General features: G+C 44.5%; 22 protein-coding genes and 1 pseudogene. All 23 read left to right on the top strand.

Translation table 11 applies throughout. The annotated features are described in order from the left end of the window. Nucleotide 1: 1 nt before the first annotated feature. The 23 genes and pseudogenes from FC26_RS08035 (at nucleotide 2) to FC26_RS07935 (ending at nucleotide 18,080) form a co-directional block, all read left to right on the top strand. Nucleotides 2-1,138: a phage minor capsid protein gene (locus FC26_RS08035; protein ID WP_235809491.1), complete on the top strand. Its 1,137-nt coding sequence runs from the start codon at nucleotides 2-4 to the stop codon at nucleotides 1,136-1,138. 94 nt (nucleotides 1,139-1,232) lie between these two features. Continuing rightward, a complete protein-coding gene (locus FC26_RS08030; protein WP_057779461.1) occupies nucleotides 1,233-1,808 on the top strand; it encodes a phage scaffolding protein in 576 nt (191 codons plus the stop codon). Nucleotides 1,809-1,834: 26 nt separating this feature from the next. Further along, nucleotides 1,835-2,734 carry a hypothetical protein gene (locus FC26_RS08025; protein WP_057779460.1) on the top strand — a complete coding sequence of 300 codons (900 nt, stop codon included), beginning with the start codon at nucleotides 1,835-1,837 and terminating at the stop codon, nucleotides 2,732-2,734. Between the two features lie 110 nt (nucleotides 2,735-2,844). Then, nucleotides 2,845-3,048, top strand: a pseudogene (locus FC26_RS13070) (Ig-like domain-containing protein); the annotation flags it as partial. Nucleotides 3,049-3,074: 26 nt separating this feature from the next. Then, nucleotides 3,075-3,500, top strand: coding sequence for a head-tail connector protein (locus tag FC26_RS08020; RefSeq protein ID WP_057779459.1), 426 nt, complete (start codon nucleotides 3,075-3,077; stop codon nucleotides 3,498-3,500). Continuing rightward, a complete protein-coding gene (locus FC26_RS08015) occupies nucleotides 3,494-3,847 on the top strand; it encodes a putative minor capsid protein (RefSeq protein ID WP_057779457.1) in 354 nt (117 codons plus the stop codon). The genes FC26_RS08020 and FC26_RS08015 overlap by 7 nt, the downstream gene beginning before the upstream one ends. Further along, nucleotides 3,847-4,206, top strand: coding sequence for a minor capsid protein (locus FC26_RS08010; RefSeq protein WP_057779456.1), 360 nt, complete (start codon nucleotides 3,847-3,849; stop codon nucleotides 4,204-4,206). The genes FC26_RS08015 and FC26_RS08010 overlap by 1 nt, the downstream gene beginning before the upstream one ends. After that, complete coding sequence (locus FC26_RS08005; RefSeq protein WP_057779454.1) at nucleotides 4,196-4,591, top strand: hypothetical protein; 396 nt, start codon at nucleotides 4,196-4,198, stop codon at nucleotides 4,589-4,591. Before FC26_RS08010 ends, FC26_RS08005 begins: the two co-directional genes overlap by 11 nt. A 7-nt stretch (nucleotides 4,592-4,598) precedes the next feature. Then, nucleotides 4,599-5,366, top strand: a complete 768-nt coding sequence (locus FC26_RS13175; RefSeq protein WP_338045562.1) for a phage tail tube protein — start codon at nucleotides 4,599-4,601, stop codon at nucleotides 5,364-5,366. Between the two features lie 60 nt (nucleotides 5,367-5,426). After that, nucleotides 5,427-5,843, top strand: a complete 417-nt coding sequence (locus FC26_RS07995) for a hypothetical protein (RefSeq protein ID WP_057779452.1) — start codon at nucleotides 5,427-5,429, stop codon at nucleotides 5,841-5,843. Nucleotides 5,844-5,849: 6 nt separating this feature from the next. Beyond that, on the top strand, nucleotides 5,850-6,455 hold the full coding sequence (locus tag FC26_RS07990) for a Gp15 family bacteriophage protein (protein WP_057779450.1): 606 nt from the start codon (nucleotides 5,850-5,852) through the stop codon (nucleotides 6,453-6,455). 31 nt (nucleotides 6,456-6,486) lie between these two features. Next, nucleotides 6,487-10,611: an aggregation-promoting factor C-terminal-like domain-containing protein gene (locus FC26_RS07985; RefSeq protein ID WP_057779448.1), complete on the top strand. Its 4,125-nt coding sequence runs from the start codon at nucleotides 6,487-6,489 to the stop codon at nucleotides 10,609-10,611. Further along, nucleotides 10,598-11,314: a phage tail domain-containing protein gene (locus FC26_RS07980; protein WP_057779446.1), complete on the top strand. Its 717-nt coding sequence runs from the start codon at nucleotides 10,598-10,600 to the stop codon at nucleotides 11,312-11,314. The genes FC26_RS07985 and FC26_RS07980 overlap by 14 nt, the downstream gene beginning before the upstream one ends. Then, on the top strand, nucleotides 11,314-13,242 hold the full coding sequence (locus tag FC26_RS12880; RefSeq protein ID WP_057779445.1) for a phage tail spike protein: 1,929 nt from the start codon (nucleotides 11,314-11,316) through the stop codon (nucleotides 13,240-13,242). The genes FC26_RS07980 and FC26_RS12880 overlap by 1 nt, the downstream gene beginning before the upstream one ends. Nucleotides 13,243-13,255: 13 nt before the next feature. Then, entirely contained in the window at nucleotides 13,256-14,152 is an 897-nt protein-coding gene (locus tag FC26_RS07970; RefSeq protein ID WP_057779443.1) for a hypothetical protein, read from the top strand. Between the two features lie 23 nt (nucleotides 14,153-14,175). Further along, complete coding sequence (locus FC26_RS07965; protein ID WP_235809490.1) at nucleotides 14,176-14,691, top strand: Ig-like domain-containing protein; 516 nt, start codon at nucleotides 14,176-14,178, stop codon at nucleotides 14,689-14,691. Between the two features lie 15 nt (nucleotides 14,692-14,706). Continuing rightward, nucleotides 14,707-15,162: a fibronectin type III domain-containing protein gene (locus FC26_RS07960; RefSeq protein WP_157061130.1), complete on the top strand. Its 456-nt coding sequence runs from the start codon at nucleotides 14,707-14,709 to the stop codon at nucleotides 15,160-15,162. Between the two features lie 11 nt (nucleotides 15,163-15,173). Further along, complete coding sequence (locus tag FC26_RS07955; protein WP_057779441.1) at nucleotides 15,174-15,578, top strand: hypothetical protein; 405 nt, start codon at nucleotides 15,174-15,176, stop codon at nucleotides 15,576-15,578. 15 nt (nucleotides 15,579-15,593) lie between these two features. Next, nucleotides 15,594-15,902 carry a hypothetical protein gene (locus tag FC26_RS07950; RefSeq protein WP_057779438.1) on the top strand — a complete coding sequence of 103 codons (309 nt, stop codon included), beginning with the start codon at nucleotides 15,594-15,596 and terminating at the stop codon, nucleotides 15,900-15,902. Continuing rightward, a complete protein-coding gene (locus tag FC26_RS12525; protein ID WP_083483788.1) occupies nucleotides 15,902-16,021 on the top strand; it encodes an XkdX family protein in 120 nt (39 codons plus the stop codon). Before FC26_RS07950 ends, FC26_RS12525 begins: the two co-directional genes overlap by 1 nt. Nucleotides 16,022-16,055: 34 nt before the next feature. After that, a complete protein-coding gene (locus FC26_RS07945; protein ID WP_057779437.1) occupies nucleotides 16,056-16,346 on the top strand; it encodes a hypothetical protein in 291 nt (96 codons plus the stop codon). A gap of 5 nt (nucleotides 16,347-16,351) precedes the next feature. Further along, nucleotides 16,352-16,840 (top strand): hypothetical protein, encoded by a 489-nt coding sequence (locus tag FC26_RS12990; protein WP_057779435.1) that lies wholly within the window; start codon nucleotides 16,352-16,354, stop codon nucleotides 16,838-16,840. After that, nucleotides 16,785-18,080 (top strand): GH25 family lysozyme, encoded by a 1,296-nt coding sequence (locus FC26_RS07935; RefSeq protein WP_057779433.1) that lies wholly within the window; start codon nucleotides 16,785-16,787, stop codon nucleotides 18,078-18,080. The genes FC26_RS12990 and FC26_RS07935 overlap by 56 nt, the downstream gene beginning before the upstream one ends. Nucleotides 18,081-18,165 lie beyond the last annotated feature (85 nt).

Raw genomic sequence — 18,165 nt, 5'->3', positions numbered from 1 at the left:
TGTGACCACACATCAAGAAATGATGGATAAAGCCGAAGAAATCAGCAATCAATACGTTGCCATGCAGCAGCGCATTTTTTATTTGCTTATTGACGCTACTAAAAATACTAGAAGCTTGCTCAATGATCGAAATACTATTCTCGAATGGCGTCTTGAAATGTTGTCGAAAATGGGGGCGTTGACAAATGAAGTGATTAAGATCGTGGCCCAAACGTCCGGTAAAACTCAAAAAGCCATTAATGAATTAATCCGTCGAGATGGTTTACAAGTTGCTCAGGGAATTAATAGTGAGCTGTCTAAAATGCTCAATGAATCAGTCCCAATTAGTGGCACTGTTGCCGGCATTATTGATAGTTACACCAAACAAACGTTTCTCAGCCTTGATAACAATGTAAATCAGACTCTAATCACTACCAATTACGGTCAAAATTCAGCGATGAAGACGTATCAGGATATTATCAATAAAACGGTGCTTGAGGTGCAAACTGGGCTTAAAACGCCCACGCGGGCGTTAGCCGACAATATCTACAAGTGGCAGTCAGCTGGTCTTAAGACGGGTATGGTTGATCGTGGTGGTCACAACTGGTCACTTGAGGGCTACACTCGTACTGTGATTCAGTCGACGGCCCATCGAACGTTTAACGACGTACGCTTGCAGAGCATGAAGGACTTCGACAGTCCACTTGCTGTAATGGGTAGCCATCCAGCTGCACGTCAGGCATGTGCGCCGATTCAAGGCCACGTGGTTAACATTGTGCCATTGAGTGACAATCGGGCTAATCCAAAATACGACAGTATTTATAATCATGGATACGGTGAGGCTAGCGGCACTCAAGGGATTAACTGCCGCCATATGCTTTACCCATATATCGAAGGCGTAAGTCACAATTACCAGACACAATATGATCCAAAGGACGCCGTAAATAAAGCAGCCATTCAGCAAAAACAGCGGTATTACGAGCGTGCAGTACGAAATGACAAGTACCTGTTACAAGATGCTAAGCGATTGGGTGATGCAGAGGGCATTAAACGCCACCAAACAGCTTTATCAGCACATAGAGCTAAGATTCGTGAGTTAGTTGATGACAACGACTTCTTACATCGCCAATACGGACGTGAACGCATCTATTCCAAGTAACACATTGACCTGAGTAAGTCATTAAACTGCTTATTTTTTGTGCAATCCATCGGTGTCGTTGCACCGTAGAAAAACTCGTAAGGAGAGAACAAACATGAATAGAGATTTTTTGAAGGAATTAGGTTTAACAGACGAACAGGCTGACAAAGTTGTAGCCAAACATGGTGAAGCAATCCAATCAGTGAATAGCAAACTGGCCAATGCTGAATCACAAGTGGAAAGTTTGAACTCACAGGTCAAAGATCGAGATACTCAAATTGCCACGCTCAGTGATCAAGCTGGGAACAGTGATGAGATGAAAAAGCAGATTGAAGACTTACAGAGCACCATTAAGACTAACGACGAACAGGCGGCGCAGAATCTTTTACAAGTTAAGCAGGATAATGCCGTTCAAAACTATTTAAAAGACGCAGGGGCACGTGATATTAAGGCAATTTTGCCATTCATTGATCCTGACACGATTAAGTATGACGACGACAAGAACGAGCTTACCGGTTTAAGTGAGCAAGTGGATAAGATCAAAGGTGATCATGATTACTTGTTTCAAGCCGATACTGAACAGGCCAAACCAGGCATTAACATCACACCCAAGGGGAATCCTGACGGTGCTCCGGCTGCTAAGCCTGATGCGTTTGCACAAGCCTTAGGACTTCATACACAAAGCAAGTAACAAGCAAATAATAGGGGGAATTAATAATGGCAGATTCAAATACTGCATATAACTATGCTACTAAGTACGGCACACAATTGGACCAAAAGATTACAGAAGGTTTGGTCACTACGGCTTTGGGAGTACCACAAGTTGACTGGTTCAATGGTAACAAGTCATTTAAACTTCGCCGTATTTCAACCACTGGATTAAAGACACATACACGTGGCAAGGGATATAATTCTGGAACTGTTACAGATGACGAAGATACTTACACGATGGGACAAGATCGGGATATTGAATTTTTCATTGATAGTCAAGATGTCGATGAAACTAATCAAGAGCTTGCAATGGCGAACATCTCAAACACTTTCATCACTGAACATGTTCAACCAGAACTTGACGCATACCGTTTTTCAACAATGGCTGCTAAGTCTGTTCGAGATGCTAAACATTTCAAGAGCGAAACGATTTCTAAGGATAATGCTTATTCAATGCTCAAGGCTTCGATCTTGCCAATTCGTAAGTATAATCCGGCCAACATTACTGGATTCGTTTCTAGTGCAACTATGGATGCCCTTGAACGTTCTAGTGAGTTCACTCGTAACATCACTAATCAAAATGTTGGCATGACTGCGCTTGAATCACGTGTAACTTCGATTGATGGTGTTACTTTAATCGAAGTTTGGGATGATGCCCGTTTCCAATCAGCTTATAATTATGACGAAGGTGCGGTGGTAGCTCCCGATGCACTTGCTATCAATTATCAATTTGTCGTTAAGCAAGCAGTTATTCCCGTAGTCAAAGAAAATTCAGTGTACTTGTTTGCACCTGGTCAACATACTGAAGGCGACGGTTATCTTTATCAGAACCGTTTGTACCATGATTTGTTTGTACGTAAGAGCATGGAAGATGGAATCGTTACTTCGTTAGCCCCAAAAGCGTAGCGCCATCGGGTGACGGTGGCGGAACAACAGTCGTTAATCCGACAAAAGTAGCGGTAACGGGTGTAACACTATCACCAGCCACAGCTTCCGTTAAAGCTGGTGGAACGTCAACATTTACTGCACAAGTAGCACCAGCAGATGCAACGGATCAAACCGGTAAATGGGCAACGTCAGACACTACTAAAGCTACGGTATCTGGTGGTGTCGTAACTGCAAAGGATGGTGCAGTGGGTGATGTTGATGTTACTTACACCACTAATGATGGTAATTTCGTTGGCACTGCTAAATTAACAATCACAGCACCTGCACAATAATCAGACGCTAACTAGGAGATGATTTGATGGACTTTGCGACGTATACCAGACTGGGCTTTACAACGCTCACAGAGGAGCAGTTCACAGAGGAGCAGTTCAAGGGTCAATGTAACGATGCTAAGTTGTTGATTGATAATCTAACCAATGATTATTACATCACACACGATGTGTCAGACGATCTGTCATCAGACGTTCCGTTTATTGTTTATAGAGCGACACAATACCAAAAGGCGATTGCTTATCAATGCGAGTTTGCCGTGGCTAGTGGTGCATCAACAATCTATGAGCAGAAAGCGGGTAATCTCAAGACGGTTTCAGTTGGCCGAACGTCGTTATCCACAGATGGCAATTCGATTAGTGATGCCACATATGGCAATACTGGCGTGGTAACAACGGCCGTAGATCTATTGGCTAGAACTGGTTTGCTGTATAGAGGGGTGAGGGCATGGTAATGCCAAAGTTTCCTAAACAATTAGCTAATCAGACTGTGCAGATTAAGATGGCTACTGGTGAAACCAACGATTATAACCAGCCAATCTATAAGGAACCAATCACGATCGATCACTGTGTATTTCAACCGCAAACAATTTATTCCGGTACCAACGACAATCGCCAGCTAGTAGCTAACGCGATTGTTTTTTTATACGCCGGAGTTAGTTCACCGATGCCGGTGCTATCTAAGGATAACTACCAGTCGGTGATCACATTTGAAGGTAATGATTATGCTTTGCAGTCGATCATAGACAATCGTGATCCATTTAGTAATGAGGTATGGTCATATGAATTGGAGGTGTTGTGATGCCAGCACATGTAAGATTCGACATGAACGGATTTGAGAGTAAATTCACGCAATCAAGCCTACGCATGGGACGCTTAGCGGCTGTCAATGATGCACACCAAGCCATGGAGCAATTTGTACCCAAGCGTAGTGGCGATCTGCGTAGCTATTCCAACGTGAATACTGATGGCAGTGACATTGTGTATGCCATGCCGTACGCCAGAGCACAGTTCTATGGCAAGATTAATGGTCATCCGATTGTAAACCACCATCCTGCAGGTGCATCGAGCCGCTGGGACTTACGTCTTAAAGGTGATCAGCAACTCATGAATAAAGTCACACAAGCATTTGTGAAGGGGGCCAACTGGAATGGATCTTGAACAACGTCTGTTTGATGCCATTAAGGCCAATACCGGAGTGGCAATCAAGATGGGCTATTTGATCCCAAACGAGGGCATTGGATTAGTTCCAGCTCCTGGTAGTGCAGTGATTGATGAGGATTACGCTGGCAATCAAGACTGGCGTTACAACTATTCGATCACCATACGTACAAATGACCAAGAATCAGCAGGTGAAAGCCTGTTTGCCATTCAGAAATACTTGGATGGTTTGACTGAACTTAATAGCAACGACAACAGCTTTGTCTTTCAATCGTTGACTGTCTCTAGTGCTCCCGCATTAATTATGCAGGATACCGAAGGCAACTCAACGTTTGCACTAGACATGGCTGTTTTTATTGAAACAAACAAATATGAAAAGGGGTAAATAACTCATGGCAATTGTAAATGAAGACGCGGCAACTACTGGGAAAATTGGTAAGTTTACGCTCAACTACAAGAACAAATTCGAAATTGATATTTCGGGGCAGACCAGCCTAGACAATGTTGACAAGGCTGAATGGAAGCCTTTGGCGGCAGGCATTAACAACTCAACACCTGCTGCTAACGATACAACCACCAACGACGAATATTACGACGGTGAAGGGTTTGGAACATCAGATGTAACGTCTAAGCGTCTGCAACTCACACTGGCTGGTAATCGTCTGGAAGGTGATCCGGCCCAAGACTATATTGCGGCCAAGCAACTAGCGATCGGTGACGATCTCAAGACATTGTTCCGTTGGACTCAACCATCAGGAGATACGATCACTGGTGTAATAACATTGACTAGCATTGTTAGTTCTGGTGGCGCTCCAGGAGCAAAGCAGACGTTCTCAGTTGTTATTGTGTTCAATGGCAAGCCTGACTTTGAACCGGCCATTACGACCGATGATGGTGATAATACAGTTGCTGTCACTAATGTTACTGTTGCACCGGCAACGGCCAGCGTGGAAGTCGATAAGACAACTAAACTATCCACGACGGTAGCACCAGATAATGCAACAAATAAGACGATTGCTTATAAGTCGAGTGACGAGAAAATTGCCACGGTTGCAAGTGATGGGACGGTTACTGGTGTAGCGGCTGGATCAGCAACGATCACTGCAACAGCTGATGGCAAGTCTGGTACATCAGCAATTACGGTAACAGCTGCCGAATAGGCACTGATGGTAGACAGAGACGAGTAAAAAATGAGACGTAAATTAAAGGGGTAATAAATCATGGCAATTAACTTAGACGAACGGATTCAGAATCGAAAGAGCTTCATTATTGCGGGTAAAACCTATTCGCTAGTAATGAATGATATGTTTTCAAAACATGTGGCCACCGTGGATCTTTCGATTTCTAAGGTGCAAAAAGAAATTGACGATGTTGATAAAGAGACTGCTGACGATATGTCACTAGAAGAACAACAAGTCTTTATTTTTGGGAAATTTGACGAGGCAGCCAAGATTGCACGTGACTTTTTTGATGAAGTTTTGGGCGATGGTGAGGGTCAACGAATCTATCACTATTATGTCGAAGACAGCCAAGCACTAGCTTATATCATCGGCCAGTTGAATGAAGAATCATCTAATATCGTTAAAAAGAATCGTCAACAGCGACGTCAGAAGTACACCAGCAACAAGCGGCGGTGATGAGCCTTGCTAAGCCTAACTAAGGAGTTAGAACATTCGTTTGAGTATAAAGGCCAAAGCTACGAGCTTGATTTGAGTTTTGACAATGTACTGCGCTGGTACGAGCTACTAGAAGACGATGGAATTGACGATTATGACAAAGTGTCAATGGCATTTGAGATGTTTTACAGTGCATGTGCGCTGGATTCTGATCTGCTAGTTACCGGTGTGGATGCGATTGCTGACTACATCCACCAAGAACCATACGGCCATTATGAGGACAATACAGGTGTGGGTACCAGTGATCCAATTAAGTATTACTCATATAGTCAGGATGCTGACGCCATTTATTCATCGTTTGTCGAGCAGTATGGTATTGACTTGATTCAACAACAGGGCAAACTGCACTGGGACAAGTTCAAGGCGTTAATGGCCGGACTTAATGACAAAACGTATTTCAGGCGAATCCTAAGTATTCGGATGCGTGATACTAAGGGCATGGAAGGCCAAGAAGTTGCCAATATGATGGAACTCAAGCAGTACTATGAGCTTGATGATAATCGGTCTGTCGAAGTCCAAGACACTGCCATGAACGATATTTTCTCTGCACTGAAAAATGAAGCAACACGTTAATTGAAAATCTTGAGGAAAGGAGGAAATATAAATGGCAGCAGATGGAAGAATTACAATTGATTTCGACATGGATCTCACTGGGCTTAAATCAGACGGTGAACGTGCTAATGAAATCGTACACGGTATTGGTTCAGGTGCCGGTGACAAGATGGACGAGAGTTTCCAGCAGAATACTAGCAAGATGGAGCAGACGGCCGACAAGGCCAAGGAACATATTGACAGTAAATTTTCTAAGGAAACTAAGGTTAAACTAGTAGCCGATGCTAAGACAGCGGGAATTGATAACTTCGAAAAAATCCTCAACAAGTTACCTAAGGAAGTTCAAACTGAACTATTAGCAAAGGCTGACAAGGGTGAGGTGGTTAACTATGAGGAGTTACTTCAACATATTCCTACAAAGATTACGTCAACCGCCCATCTAAATGATGATGCCAGTCCAAAATTGGAACATATTCAGAGTGAGGCCGGTCGGACAGAAGAAAAGTTTTCAAGTCTAAAAACGGCTGTTGGTGGCGGAATTGTTGGTGGCGTCGTGGCAACCGGGCTGCAATCTGCCGTATCAGGAATTGCTAGCTTAGGATCCGAAGCGATAGAAGCGTCTGATTCGATTTACAAATTCAAGTCCACCATGAAACTTGGGGGATTCGGTGAAAAAGAGATTAACAGTGCTAGTAAAGAGGTTCAAAAGTACGCTAACGAAACGGTGTACGAGCTGGGTGATGTATCTAATACGACGGCACAGTTAGCAGCTAACGGTGTTAAAGGATACATGAACTTAACTGAAGCGGCTGGGAACTTGAATGCTCAAGCCGGTGGGAATGCTAACACGTTTAAGTCAGTAGCTATGATGCTTACTCAAACAGCTGGTGCCGGCAAATTGACCACTGAAAATTGGAACCAACTTGCCGATGCAATTCCGGGTGCTTCTGGTGTACTCCAGAAGGCCATGAAGCAGAACGGTGCCTATACGGGTAACTTTCGGGATGCGATGGCGGCCGGCAAGATTAGCTCTGATGAGTTTAACAAGGCCATCATGCAACTAGGTATGAACGATGGTGCTAAGAAGGCCGCTAAGAGTACCGAAACATTCGAAGGCGCTTTTGGCAATTTAAAAGCTAACATCGTCACCGGTATGCAGGAAATGCTACAAAAAGTTGGGAAAAAGAACCTAACAAACGCCATTAATGGTGCATCCGATGCGGTCGTTTCTTTGACTAAATTTTTTATCAAGTTGATCAATGCAATGCAGGAACACAAAGGAATTGTAGTTGCTGTTGGTGGTGCACTTGCTACGGCCTTTGCCGTGAAAAAAATTACGGATTTCATTATTTACCTTGGACGCGCAAAGAAAGCATTGCTTGAATTTCAGGCAGTCAGTGCGCTAACCGGATCCGGCAGTGGCGTTGGTGGCTTTTTAAGTAAGGGCGCTAAAACTGCAACGGTCGCTGGGGGAGCCGAATCTCTAGCGGGTACCGCTGGAATCGGATCAGGGCTAGTTGCAACTGGTACTTCATTAGTCAGCAAGTTTGCCAAGGCAAGCCCTTATTTAGTAGCTGGGGCAAATGTTGCGACTGAATTAACTAGTAAGAATGGAACTGGCGCAAAAGCTGGTGGATCCATCGGGTCTATCGGTGGTGCTGCTGCTGGTGCTGCACTCGGTACAGCAATTTTGCCTGGTATAGGTACAATTTTAGGGGCTTCGGCTGGATCGTGGGTCGGCAAAAAGTTCGGCGAAGGATTTGGAAAAAGTTTGCAAGATTCTGTTGATGGTAAAAAGCTTAAACCTAAAACAATCAAAGCAAATGTAAAAATATCTGCAAGTGCAAAAGCCTCACAGATTGATGCCGATAAACTTAGCAAGCAACTTGAACCATCCATCAAGAAATTGGATAAAAAGCTAGTAGTAAGTACTAGTTATGATTCAAAAAGCATGGCCAGCACAAAGGCGGCTACTGAAAAGCTTTATTCCGGTATGTCTAAGTCAATTGACTCGTATTACAAAAATAAAGAATCTAAATCAAAGAAAGATCTAGACAACTTAGTTAAGCAGGGGGTCATGACTCAAAAACAAGCCAACGACGCATTAAAGAAGCAAACTACTGCCGATCAGAAAGAACGTACTACAAAACAGAATGCACTCAAACAAATGCAAAAAGATCAAACTAATTATTATGCGCAAGTTCAGAATATTCAAAACGGTGGCACCAAGAAGCTTCAACAGATTGCGCAAAAGTATGGTGTGAATTCTGAAAAGTACGAAAAAGAAAAAAATAAGGAGCTTCAAAAAGCGCATAAAAATTTCGTGAATACGTACATTAATGATGAAAATGGGCTTAACACCAAAGTTAAAAAAGACGTTAGCAAGGGCGCCAAGGAACAAAAATCGATATATGATCAGTTAATTAAAGACAAAGGCAAGCTTAATGCTAGTGATCTTAAATCTACGCAGAAGCACGCTAATGATCTGTACAAGACGTCTGTTACGTCAGCTCGAAAAACTCGTGATGATGTAAAAGATGCGGCAGATGATCAGTATCACAAGACCGTTGCCACAGCGAGAAAAGAATGGAAAGAGAAAGGTACTATTACGTATGCACAGTATAAAGAAGTTAAACATAATGCTGAACAGCAACGTACTGATACAAAAAATGCGGCAGATGATCAGTATCACGGAGTAACAAAAAGCGCACATGATCAGCACACCAAAGTTACATCAGAAATCACTCAACAGAAAAAAGATGTAAAGAAGCAGGCCAACGAACAGGCCACCGACCACGTAAACGCTGCTCAGGGTGAAATGACTGAGGTTAATGGTCAATACAGCGGTGGCTTTGATGCTATGCGTGTGCTATGGAATGGTATTGCTTCGGGATTAAACAAGGTACTTGATGCACTCCATAAAGGTTGGGGTAAAATTCCAAAGATTGGTAAACATGCTCGTGGGGCATCTGGATTGTCGGGTGATGAAATTGCACTTGTCGGTGAAGAAGGCTTTGAACTTGCTCATAATCCTAATCGTGGAATATTTGCATTAGGAATGAGTGGACCGGAAATTCGGCACTTGGAAGCAGGAACTTCGATTTTGCCACATACACTTTCTCAGCAATTTCTTTCCATGACTTATGGATTACCTGCCTATAAGGGCGGAAAATCCGGTACCATTACGCAGGCTTATGACTGGTTGAAGGATAAATTGGACGATACTATGTCATTTGTTTCTGATGGTGCAGACAAGGCGTTTGACTTCATTGCAGATAAGCTAGGATTGAAAGGATTTCTTTCGAATTATGATGCTGCTCAACATGATCTGATGCAGGGTGCCAGTGATTCAACTAGAAAAGGTTTCATTGACTATTTGAAAGAGAAATTTGATAAGTATTCTGAAGAAAGTACTGAAATGAATGCTAATGGTACGAGTGCAAAGGCCACTGGAAGTCATTTAAATTGGTTAAAGCAAGCTGGTGTACCTGATTCATGGACCAGTGCGATGGCATGGCTAATTAATGCCGAATCTGGATGGAATCCACATGCTCGCAACGGATCGTCAGGTGCTTATGGTATTCCACAATCTTTACCTGCCAGCAAGCTGTCTAGTGCTGGTAAAGACTGGCGAGACAATCCAATTACGCAGATTAAATGGATGGTCAATTATATTAAGGGCCGGTATGGAACCGCTATGGCTGCCGAATCATTCCACAAACGGGTTGGTTGGTACAACGACGGTGGGTGGAGCATTCCCGGTAATTTAAATATTTTCGGTGAAGACATTACTCAGCCAGAATTGGCCATTAACCCAGCACGGGACACCGCAGATGAACATATCTTGCAGGCGATCCAAGCACGTGCGGCCAAAGCACCGAACAGCACCACAGCTCAACTGGCTCAGGTGATCGAAAATGCTAAGGACTCAGGCCAAGTTGCTCCAATCTGGGGCCAGCGAGCATCACAGAACATCAAAGTGGCCACTGGTGACAACTCACACGATTACACAGGCCATCTGGACAACGTACTTAATAAGCTGGACACGATTGCTAACAAGTCGCTTGAGATCAACGGCCACAGCTTTTCAAAGACGTACGAGGCCTACGGGTCCGCACGTCGGGTACAACGCACACAGCAAGCACGGAGGGGGTTAGCTATTAATGTCAACATCTAAGAACTATGGATTCACATTCAACGGCCACCACTCTAGTGAGTTTGGTCTGAAAGTTCTCAACACTAAGTCAATGGTGTTGCCAGCTAAGACTAAGACTACTGTGCAGGTGCCGTATCAGAACGGATCGCTCGATCTAAGTGATTTATATGGATCTAACACATTTGGCGAACGTACGATCACGTTTCCTTGCCGGTTAGACATTGGGTACAACGATCGGGACCGCTTGTACAACACGTGGACTAAGATCGTCAATTGGTTGATGAATCCCACGGGCAAGCGAGAACTTGACGATGATGCACAATCGGATTTTTTCTACAAGGCAGAAGTACAGAAGTCACCCACAATTAGCGAGATGCCGTCTTTTTGTTACCTCACGATTGAGTTTCAAGCCTATCCGTATCGCTTCCATGAACGAGCTGATGATCTATGGGATCCATTCAATTTTAACTGGGATGTGGCTCAACGTACGACGATTGATGTCGATGGGTCATCATACCTCAATTTGATCAACAATGGTGAAATTGCTGTGACATTAATGATAGAGACGGATAGTAAACTTACACTCACCCTCAACGGGGACACATTCTCAGTGGCACAAGGTTCAACCAATAACGATGAGATCATGCTTAATCCGGGTGAGAATTCGCTTATGATAACGGGTAACGCTCACGCCACGTTTGATTGGTTTGAAGAGGTGATTTGATGGTAAGTCATGGATATCGTGTCACAATTCGGCAAGGCTGGGATGGTGAAGAACATGTGATCCATTCTGAGCGAACCGACAAGTTCAGATTGCTGATGTGTCAAGTTACAAAGGACGTATCTGCTTATGATTCGTTAGAAATTCAGATCACGCCGGATCAGCCGCAGTACGCCAATTTCCATCAGTTTACGACGTTCGTTAAGGTCACACGTCCGGATCTTCAGAAGACTATTTTTGAAGGCCGTGTTATCACTCCTGATGATCAGATGGACACAGGCGGGTCTATCTTCAACGATGTGATCTGTGAGGGTCTCGAAGGTTTTCTGCATGATTCTGTTCAGCCGTTTGCCGAATTCCACAACACAACACCTAAGGATTTTCTCCAAACCATAATCACGAACCACAACAATCAGGTTGATGATTATAAACGGATCAAGTTGGGCACTGTGACAGTAACCAATAGCACGGATAACGTATACCGGTTTCTGGAGGACGACAAGGACACCTATGACAACATTACCGATAAGCTGATCAATTCGCTGGGTGGTGAAATTCGGGTACGCCATGAATCTGATGGCTTGTATCTTGACTACGAGCCCCAGATCGGTGGGCAGTCGATCCAAAAGATTGAACTGGGGAAGAACCTGCTATCATTGCAACGGTCAGTTGATGCGTTGACATTCTACACCGCACTCAAACCGTTGGGTGCAACTCAAGAACCAGAAACTACAGATGATAATACGGACACCACAGACGTGTCCTATCCGCGTTTGACAATCGGTGGTGATGGCTTAATTCGTAACGAGGCATTGATCGCCAAGTTTGGCTTGATTGTTAAAGCTAATGACTGGGACGACGTGACCACGCAGGCGGTGCTCAAGACTAAGGGGCAAGCTATGATGGACGCCCAAAAGAACCTCAAGACGCAGATTCAGCTGACTTATGTGGACTTAAGCCATATTAACAAGGATCTGGACTCATTTAACAATGGGGATACTGTCGAACTTGTTAGCCGGATTCAAGGCATTGATCTAGTCGAGCGGATTACCGGCATGGTGATCGATTGCGTGAACATCGCTTCGTCAACCATGACAATCGGCGAGGATGATATGAATCAGTCCTCGTACGAAGCAATGAACCTTGCTCAAGCGAACGCGGCTAATGAGACGTTGGCCAAGATGATCAATGCTCAAGCTCAACAGCTGGCCGAGATCAAGGCCAACAGCAATACTCAATATGAAGAATTAGCCAAGAAGAACGCTCAGTTGCAGGCGGCCATTGAACAACTTGAGGGTAAGACTAGTGTTGGTGGAGTAATCATTGATGTTAGCGAGTTTCAGTACACGATTGACTGGACCGCAGTAGTTAAGGCCGGTTTAGCCTTGGCAGTTATTCGAGTTCAACATGGTACGAGTCATGAAGACTTGACGTATAAGGCCAACATATCAGCGGCAATCGATGCGGGTGCTAATTACGCCGTCTATGCTTATAATGCCGCTATTTCGGTTGAAGACGCTAAGACTGAGGCTACTAATTTCTATAATCGTGCTCAAGCGGCCATCGGTGATGGAAAACAGCCTCGATTCTGGATGATCGATGTGGAAGAGAAGACCATGACCGACATGCGTTCGTGTATCAGCGCCTATATGGATCAACTCAATAGTCTGGGTGTTCCTGATAATAAGATTGTTCTGTATATTGCTAATCATCTTTACGATTCCTTTAACCTTGACGTATCACGTGCCGGGGCTGTTTGGATTCCGTCATATGGTCAAAATGATGGTACGGTTGCCGGGAGTACGAAGCCAACCCATCCATATGACTTGTGGCAGTACACATCTAAGGGACACATTGCAGGCATCACACAAAATACAGTGGATTTGAGTACCGATCCTAGTGATCGGTTTAAGACGAATTATCTCGAATGAGAGGAGGTAGAAAATGGCAACAGTTAGTGGATCAGTGAATTATGAAGATTCAACGCCGATTCCTGAGCAACAGGAGTACACACCAAGCAACATCCAGCCGATTGCGATTGAGTTGGCTAAGTTCATTCGAACCAAAATGTACGGAGTTGATGTCCGTGAATCGTTAGCACGGTGGATCGAGATCGTGCTGGCAGTGCAAACGTACATCAATGAGGATGAAACGGCGTTCAAGATTGAATTGCAGAACAAACAAGAAGGTGTTGAAGCCCGTCAAACAGAAGTCGAACAAACGATGAGTGATGTGCTGGATCAATTCAAGGCAGTTATTGCCAATGCCACTAAGGATAGCGAAGTGATCCTTGCTCGTGGTTCATCACATTTTGGGAATTTTACAGTGCTTGATGATCGGCTTGAATACATGGAGTCATTACTGGCAGCATACGTACCGGCTGGCTTCAATGTCACGATCAAGCATAATCAGAACCGACAGCCGAAAGTTGTGGTGCACTATTACGAGTACGCAATTGGAACCGAGAGTGATGGGTTCGGTACAGGTCCTTATGGATTAGGCGAGTCGGCTGTACAAACGATATCAGCCAAGGTTGATTATCCGGATGATGACACGTGTATTGTGCACCTGCCATTGTCCTACGCATTGACGGGTGTTGTCACCTACAAGGACGGTTACTGGTATCTGATCGATGGGTACAAGACACTTAGATTTGATCTGGGAACGGTTAATGATGAGGAAGCGACAGCCGGTAATGGTAGCAATCAAACGTCAACAGATTCAAGTGGTGCCGGTGATGATTCTGGTACGGGCACAAACACAACAATTCCGGAAGTTAAAAATTTGAAAGTAACTCCAATCGACGACAAAACTGATCGTTTGGATTGGGATACAGCATAGAAAGCAAAGGAAGGAAAATAATAATGGCAATTTCATATAACATTTATCAAAAAGAGGGAGACACAGCAAACTGGACTAAGCTAGGGACAGCAACGGCAAAGACCTATACCGTCAACAACTTAAAGCCTAAGACAGAATATACTTTTGCGGTCACGGCCACAAACGGATTGCGTGAAGGTGACAAGACGGCGGTTGTAACAGTAACAACCGCTAACATTGCAACGACTGCCGTAACGATCGCAGTTGATACTAAGTCGCTAGAAGTCGGCGGGACAGCTAAGGCTAGCGTTACGATTACGCCAGCGGACGAAACCGATGGAGCAGCGTCTTATACGTCAGATACACCAGCAGTTGCGTCAGTTGACGCTAGTACTGGTGCAATCAAGGCACTAAAGGAAGGCAAAGCAAATATCACGGCCAAGGTTGGGACGATTACGTCCGCAGCTATTTCAGTCACGGTATATGCGGCATTGGTTACTGTAACCAATCTGGCAGCGTCTGGTACCACAACAACAGGTACAACCCTAACGTGGTCATAAAGAGGTGACTAGTCGATGGCTATTAGCTACAAGATTTATAACGGCACGACGCTGTTAGCGACAGTAACCGCTAAGTCGTACACAGTAACCGGATTGAAGCCGGTAACGTCGTATACGCTCGGCGTTGTGCCTAATAACGGTTTGCGAGATGGTACAAAAGCCAGCGTCACGTTTAAAACGCGTGGCATACAGCTTGTTATTCCGGAAACGTTAACAGTCGGTGCGGCTATCAGTTTGAGATACCAAGAATATTCGTTGGGACTGGTTGCAATTGGATCAGAGCCATCGGGTATGTTTGGCGGAGGAAACCAAAAGACGTTAGCGGCCACGGTCATTAGTTCAAGCGGTGGCAGTTCGGTTGTTGAATTAACTACCAGTGATACCAGTTTCACAGATCAAACAAAATTAACAAAACAAAGTAATGGCGTTTATGCCGCGTTTAGCGGCTACAAAGCGATCTATTACGGATAGGAGATAAATAAATGGCAACATTAACGAAAATTGTAACAGGCATGGAAAAAGGTCCGGAAGCAATCGACGCCAACGATGTGGCGTTGAATGCAGACATTGCAACATTAACAGCGGGACAGAAATTAACATGGGTTGATTTACCACTAGAAAGTGGCATTACTGGAAATCTGTCAGTTGCTACGTCGTATAATGGCTCAATTACTTATATTAAAGGGCAAATCAACGGCAAATTTACTAACAGCATGTTGTTATCAAAGTGCACGGGAACACCACTTATTAATTTACATTGGGCAAACGTAGCAGTAGTAACAAGCCAAGGAGTTCAAAGTCTACAAACACAGGGAAGTGGTGATCTGCACTATATGGGGTCTGTTACTCCGGGTCAGATCAATGCAGGCGGATTTTTTGTAAAATAAGGAGATGATTAATAAATGTTAGCAATGACATATGACGCAACAACTAAGATTTTTAATGGATACGTCGAAGTGGCTGATGAAAATAGCGTACCAGCGAATGCAACACTGGTTAAGCCGAACGGCATTGTGCAACCTTATACGTGGGACGGTGTGAAATGGACAGGTCAGTCGGTAGATGACTACCAAACAGAACGCCAATCTACTGGAACCACAAGTGTTGGCCCCACGGCTGAACAGCAAATGATTAACGCGTTAGGCTTACAAGTTGCAAGTTTGCAAGCGACAGTTACTAAGCTCACAACTACGGACGGGGGTGCGGCATAATGTTTGATTTTGTTAAGCAAATGTACAGCTGGGGCTGTGACATCAAGCAGTATGTGGTTCTTAACACGATCACAGCCGATCAATATAAAGAAATTACTGGGACAGACTACGCAGCCTAGTCCTTTTTATTTTGGAGAAAAGAAGTGATGAAATTTGGGTCCACATTATTTTTTTGGTTTAGCTTGGTCTGAGGTTGGGACAATTATTAGCATTATTGTAGTGCTGATTGGTTTATTTATGTGGCTTAGTCGCATTGCAATCACACAACCGATGGAAGCCTCTATTCGTTCATTGATGGACACCATTGACCGGCTCACGAAGAACATTGAGCGTCTTGGAACACGTTATGACGAATTAGATAAGCGTCTCGATGCTCAAGATATTCAATTGACCAAGCACAGTAAAGATATTAAAGAACTATATGATCGGACTGAAAGGAAGTAACTGGAATGGATTTAAACAGTTTAAATTTGGGAACGTCAGGTGAAGTAGCGGCCATTGTGGCCGTTGTTGGATTAATTACACAGGCACTCAAGAAATGGACAAGCCTAGACAGTAAGTATTTGCCATGGTTATCTGCCATCTTGGGCGTTATTGGTGGCTTAGCCGTCTTCGGTTACTTTGGTGACACCAACTATCTTAATGGCGCACTACTAGGCTTGTTGGCAGGTGGTGCAACCAGTGGGCTATTTGATGGCCTGCAGCCCGCCGTTAAGGCAGTGGCTACAACGTTACAAGCTAGTAAAGATGCCAAGACAGTTCAAGCACAAACCGCACAAGAGCAGGGGGTAAGTCAGGCGGTGACTTCCTATTTGCAGGAGCATCCAGAAGCTTTGCTTGCTGCGGCCGCGAAAGTAACATCACAAGGAGGTGAATCAACAGATGACGGATCACAGACTCAAGAAGCAACACAAACTACTCAATCACAAGCTAACTAAGACAGCTGTCGCAACCGCGGCGGCTTTTTTAGTAGTTGGAGCCACAGCTCCAGTATTTGCGTCAAAGGGCGATTATGGTGTTGACTGGTCGGTCTACCAAGGAAATCAAGGCAAATTTGGGTACGCAAAAGATCGATTTGCGATTGCTCAAGTAGGTGGCTATTATGGTGGTCGTTTTGTACCACAAAAAACGTATGCCACTCAAGTCCAATACTGCATTGCGCAAGGCAAGCGGGCTCATACGTACATCTACTCAGAGTTCAGCACGAACGCCCAAGCGGATCAGATGCTTAATTACTATTTACCAAAAGTACAGACACCAAAAGGATCAATCGTGGCCTTGGACGTCGAATCTGGCACGCCTTCAACCTCGGCCATTATTTATGCCATGAACAAGATTAAGACCGCAGGGTACACGCCAATTCTGTACAGCGGTGACTCGTTCATCAAAGCACACCTTGACTACAAGGCAGTACTCAAGGTGTTTCCTAATTCGCTATGGATTGCTCGTTATCCTGATTACCAGGTCCGCTCAACTGAACGCACGCAGTCATTGCCTGTGATCAACGGAATGTCGGTCGTTCAATTCACTTCGACGTATGTGGCCGGTGGCTTGGATGGTAACAAGGATTACCTTGGGGTAACCGACAATGGCTACGATGGGACGACTACGAGTTCGCAAGGTGGGACACAGGTCAAAACGGATTCAACGACTACGGCCATTAAAGCTGGTCAACAGGCTAACAACACGCCCAAGACGGACATCAAGGCTGGTGACACAGTAAAGGTTAATCTGTCAGCAACCAAGTGGGCCACTGGCCAAAAGATTGCCTCATTCGTCAAAGGTCAACATTACAAGGTGGCAAAAGTTAATGGTACTCGTCTACTGCTTGCCGGGGTCAACTCTTGGATCAATCGCAGTGATGCCGAGATTCTGAGTGTCGGTCAACCGGTAACAACATCAACAGTTGTTAAAGCAACAGGTACGTTCAAGGACGGAGCATACACGATTACTCGTCAGAACAGTACATTTACTGCCGGCCAAACCTTGCGAGTATTTGCCTATCCGGGTGTACAAGCAACGGGAGCTAAATACTATAAAGGCGAGTCAGTTGTCTATGATGGTTATGTTCGCAATGGTAACTACATTTACGTCAGTTATAAAATTAAAGGTGGTTATCATCACTACATTGCTGTTCGCAACGCAAACACACGGGTGCCACTTGGCACGTTTAAATAGCTTATCTGATAAGCTGAAATAAGCCTCAGTCGGCGCTGCTCCGTGTCAAGTAGACAGATCAAATAATTAAAGTGCCTATGCACTT

The sequence above is a fragment of the Paucilactobacillus vaccinostercus DSM 20634 genome (genome assembly GCF_001436295.1).
GTDB lineage: Bacteria > Bacillota > Bacilli > Lactobacillales > Lactobacillaceae > Paucilactobacillus > Paucilactobacillus vaccinostercus.
This window is presented reverse-complemented; position numbering and strand designations above follow the sequence as displayed.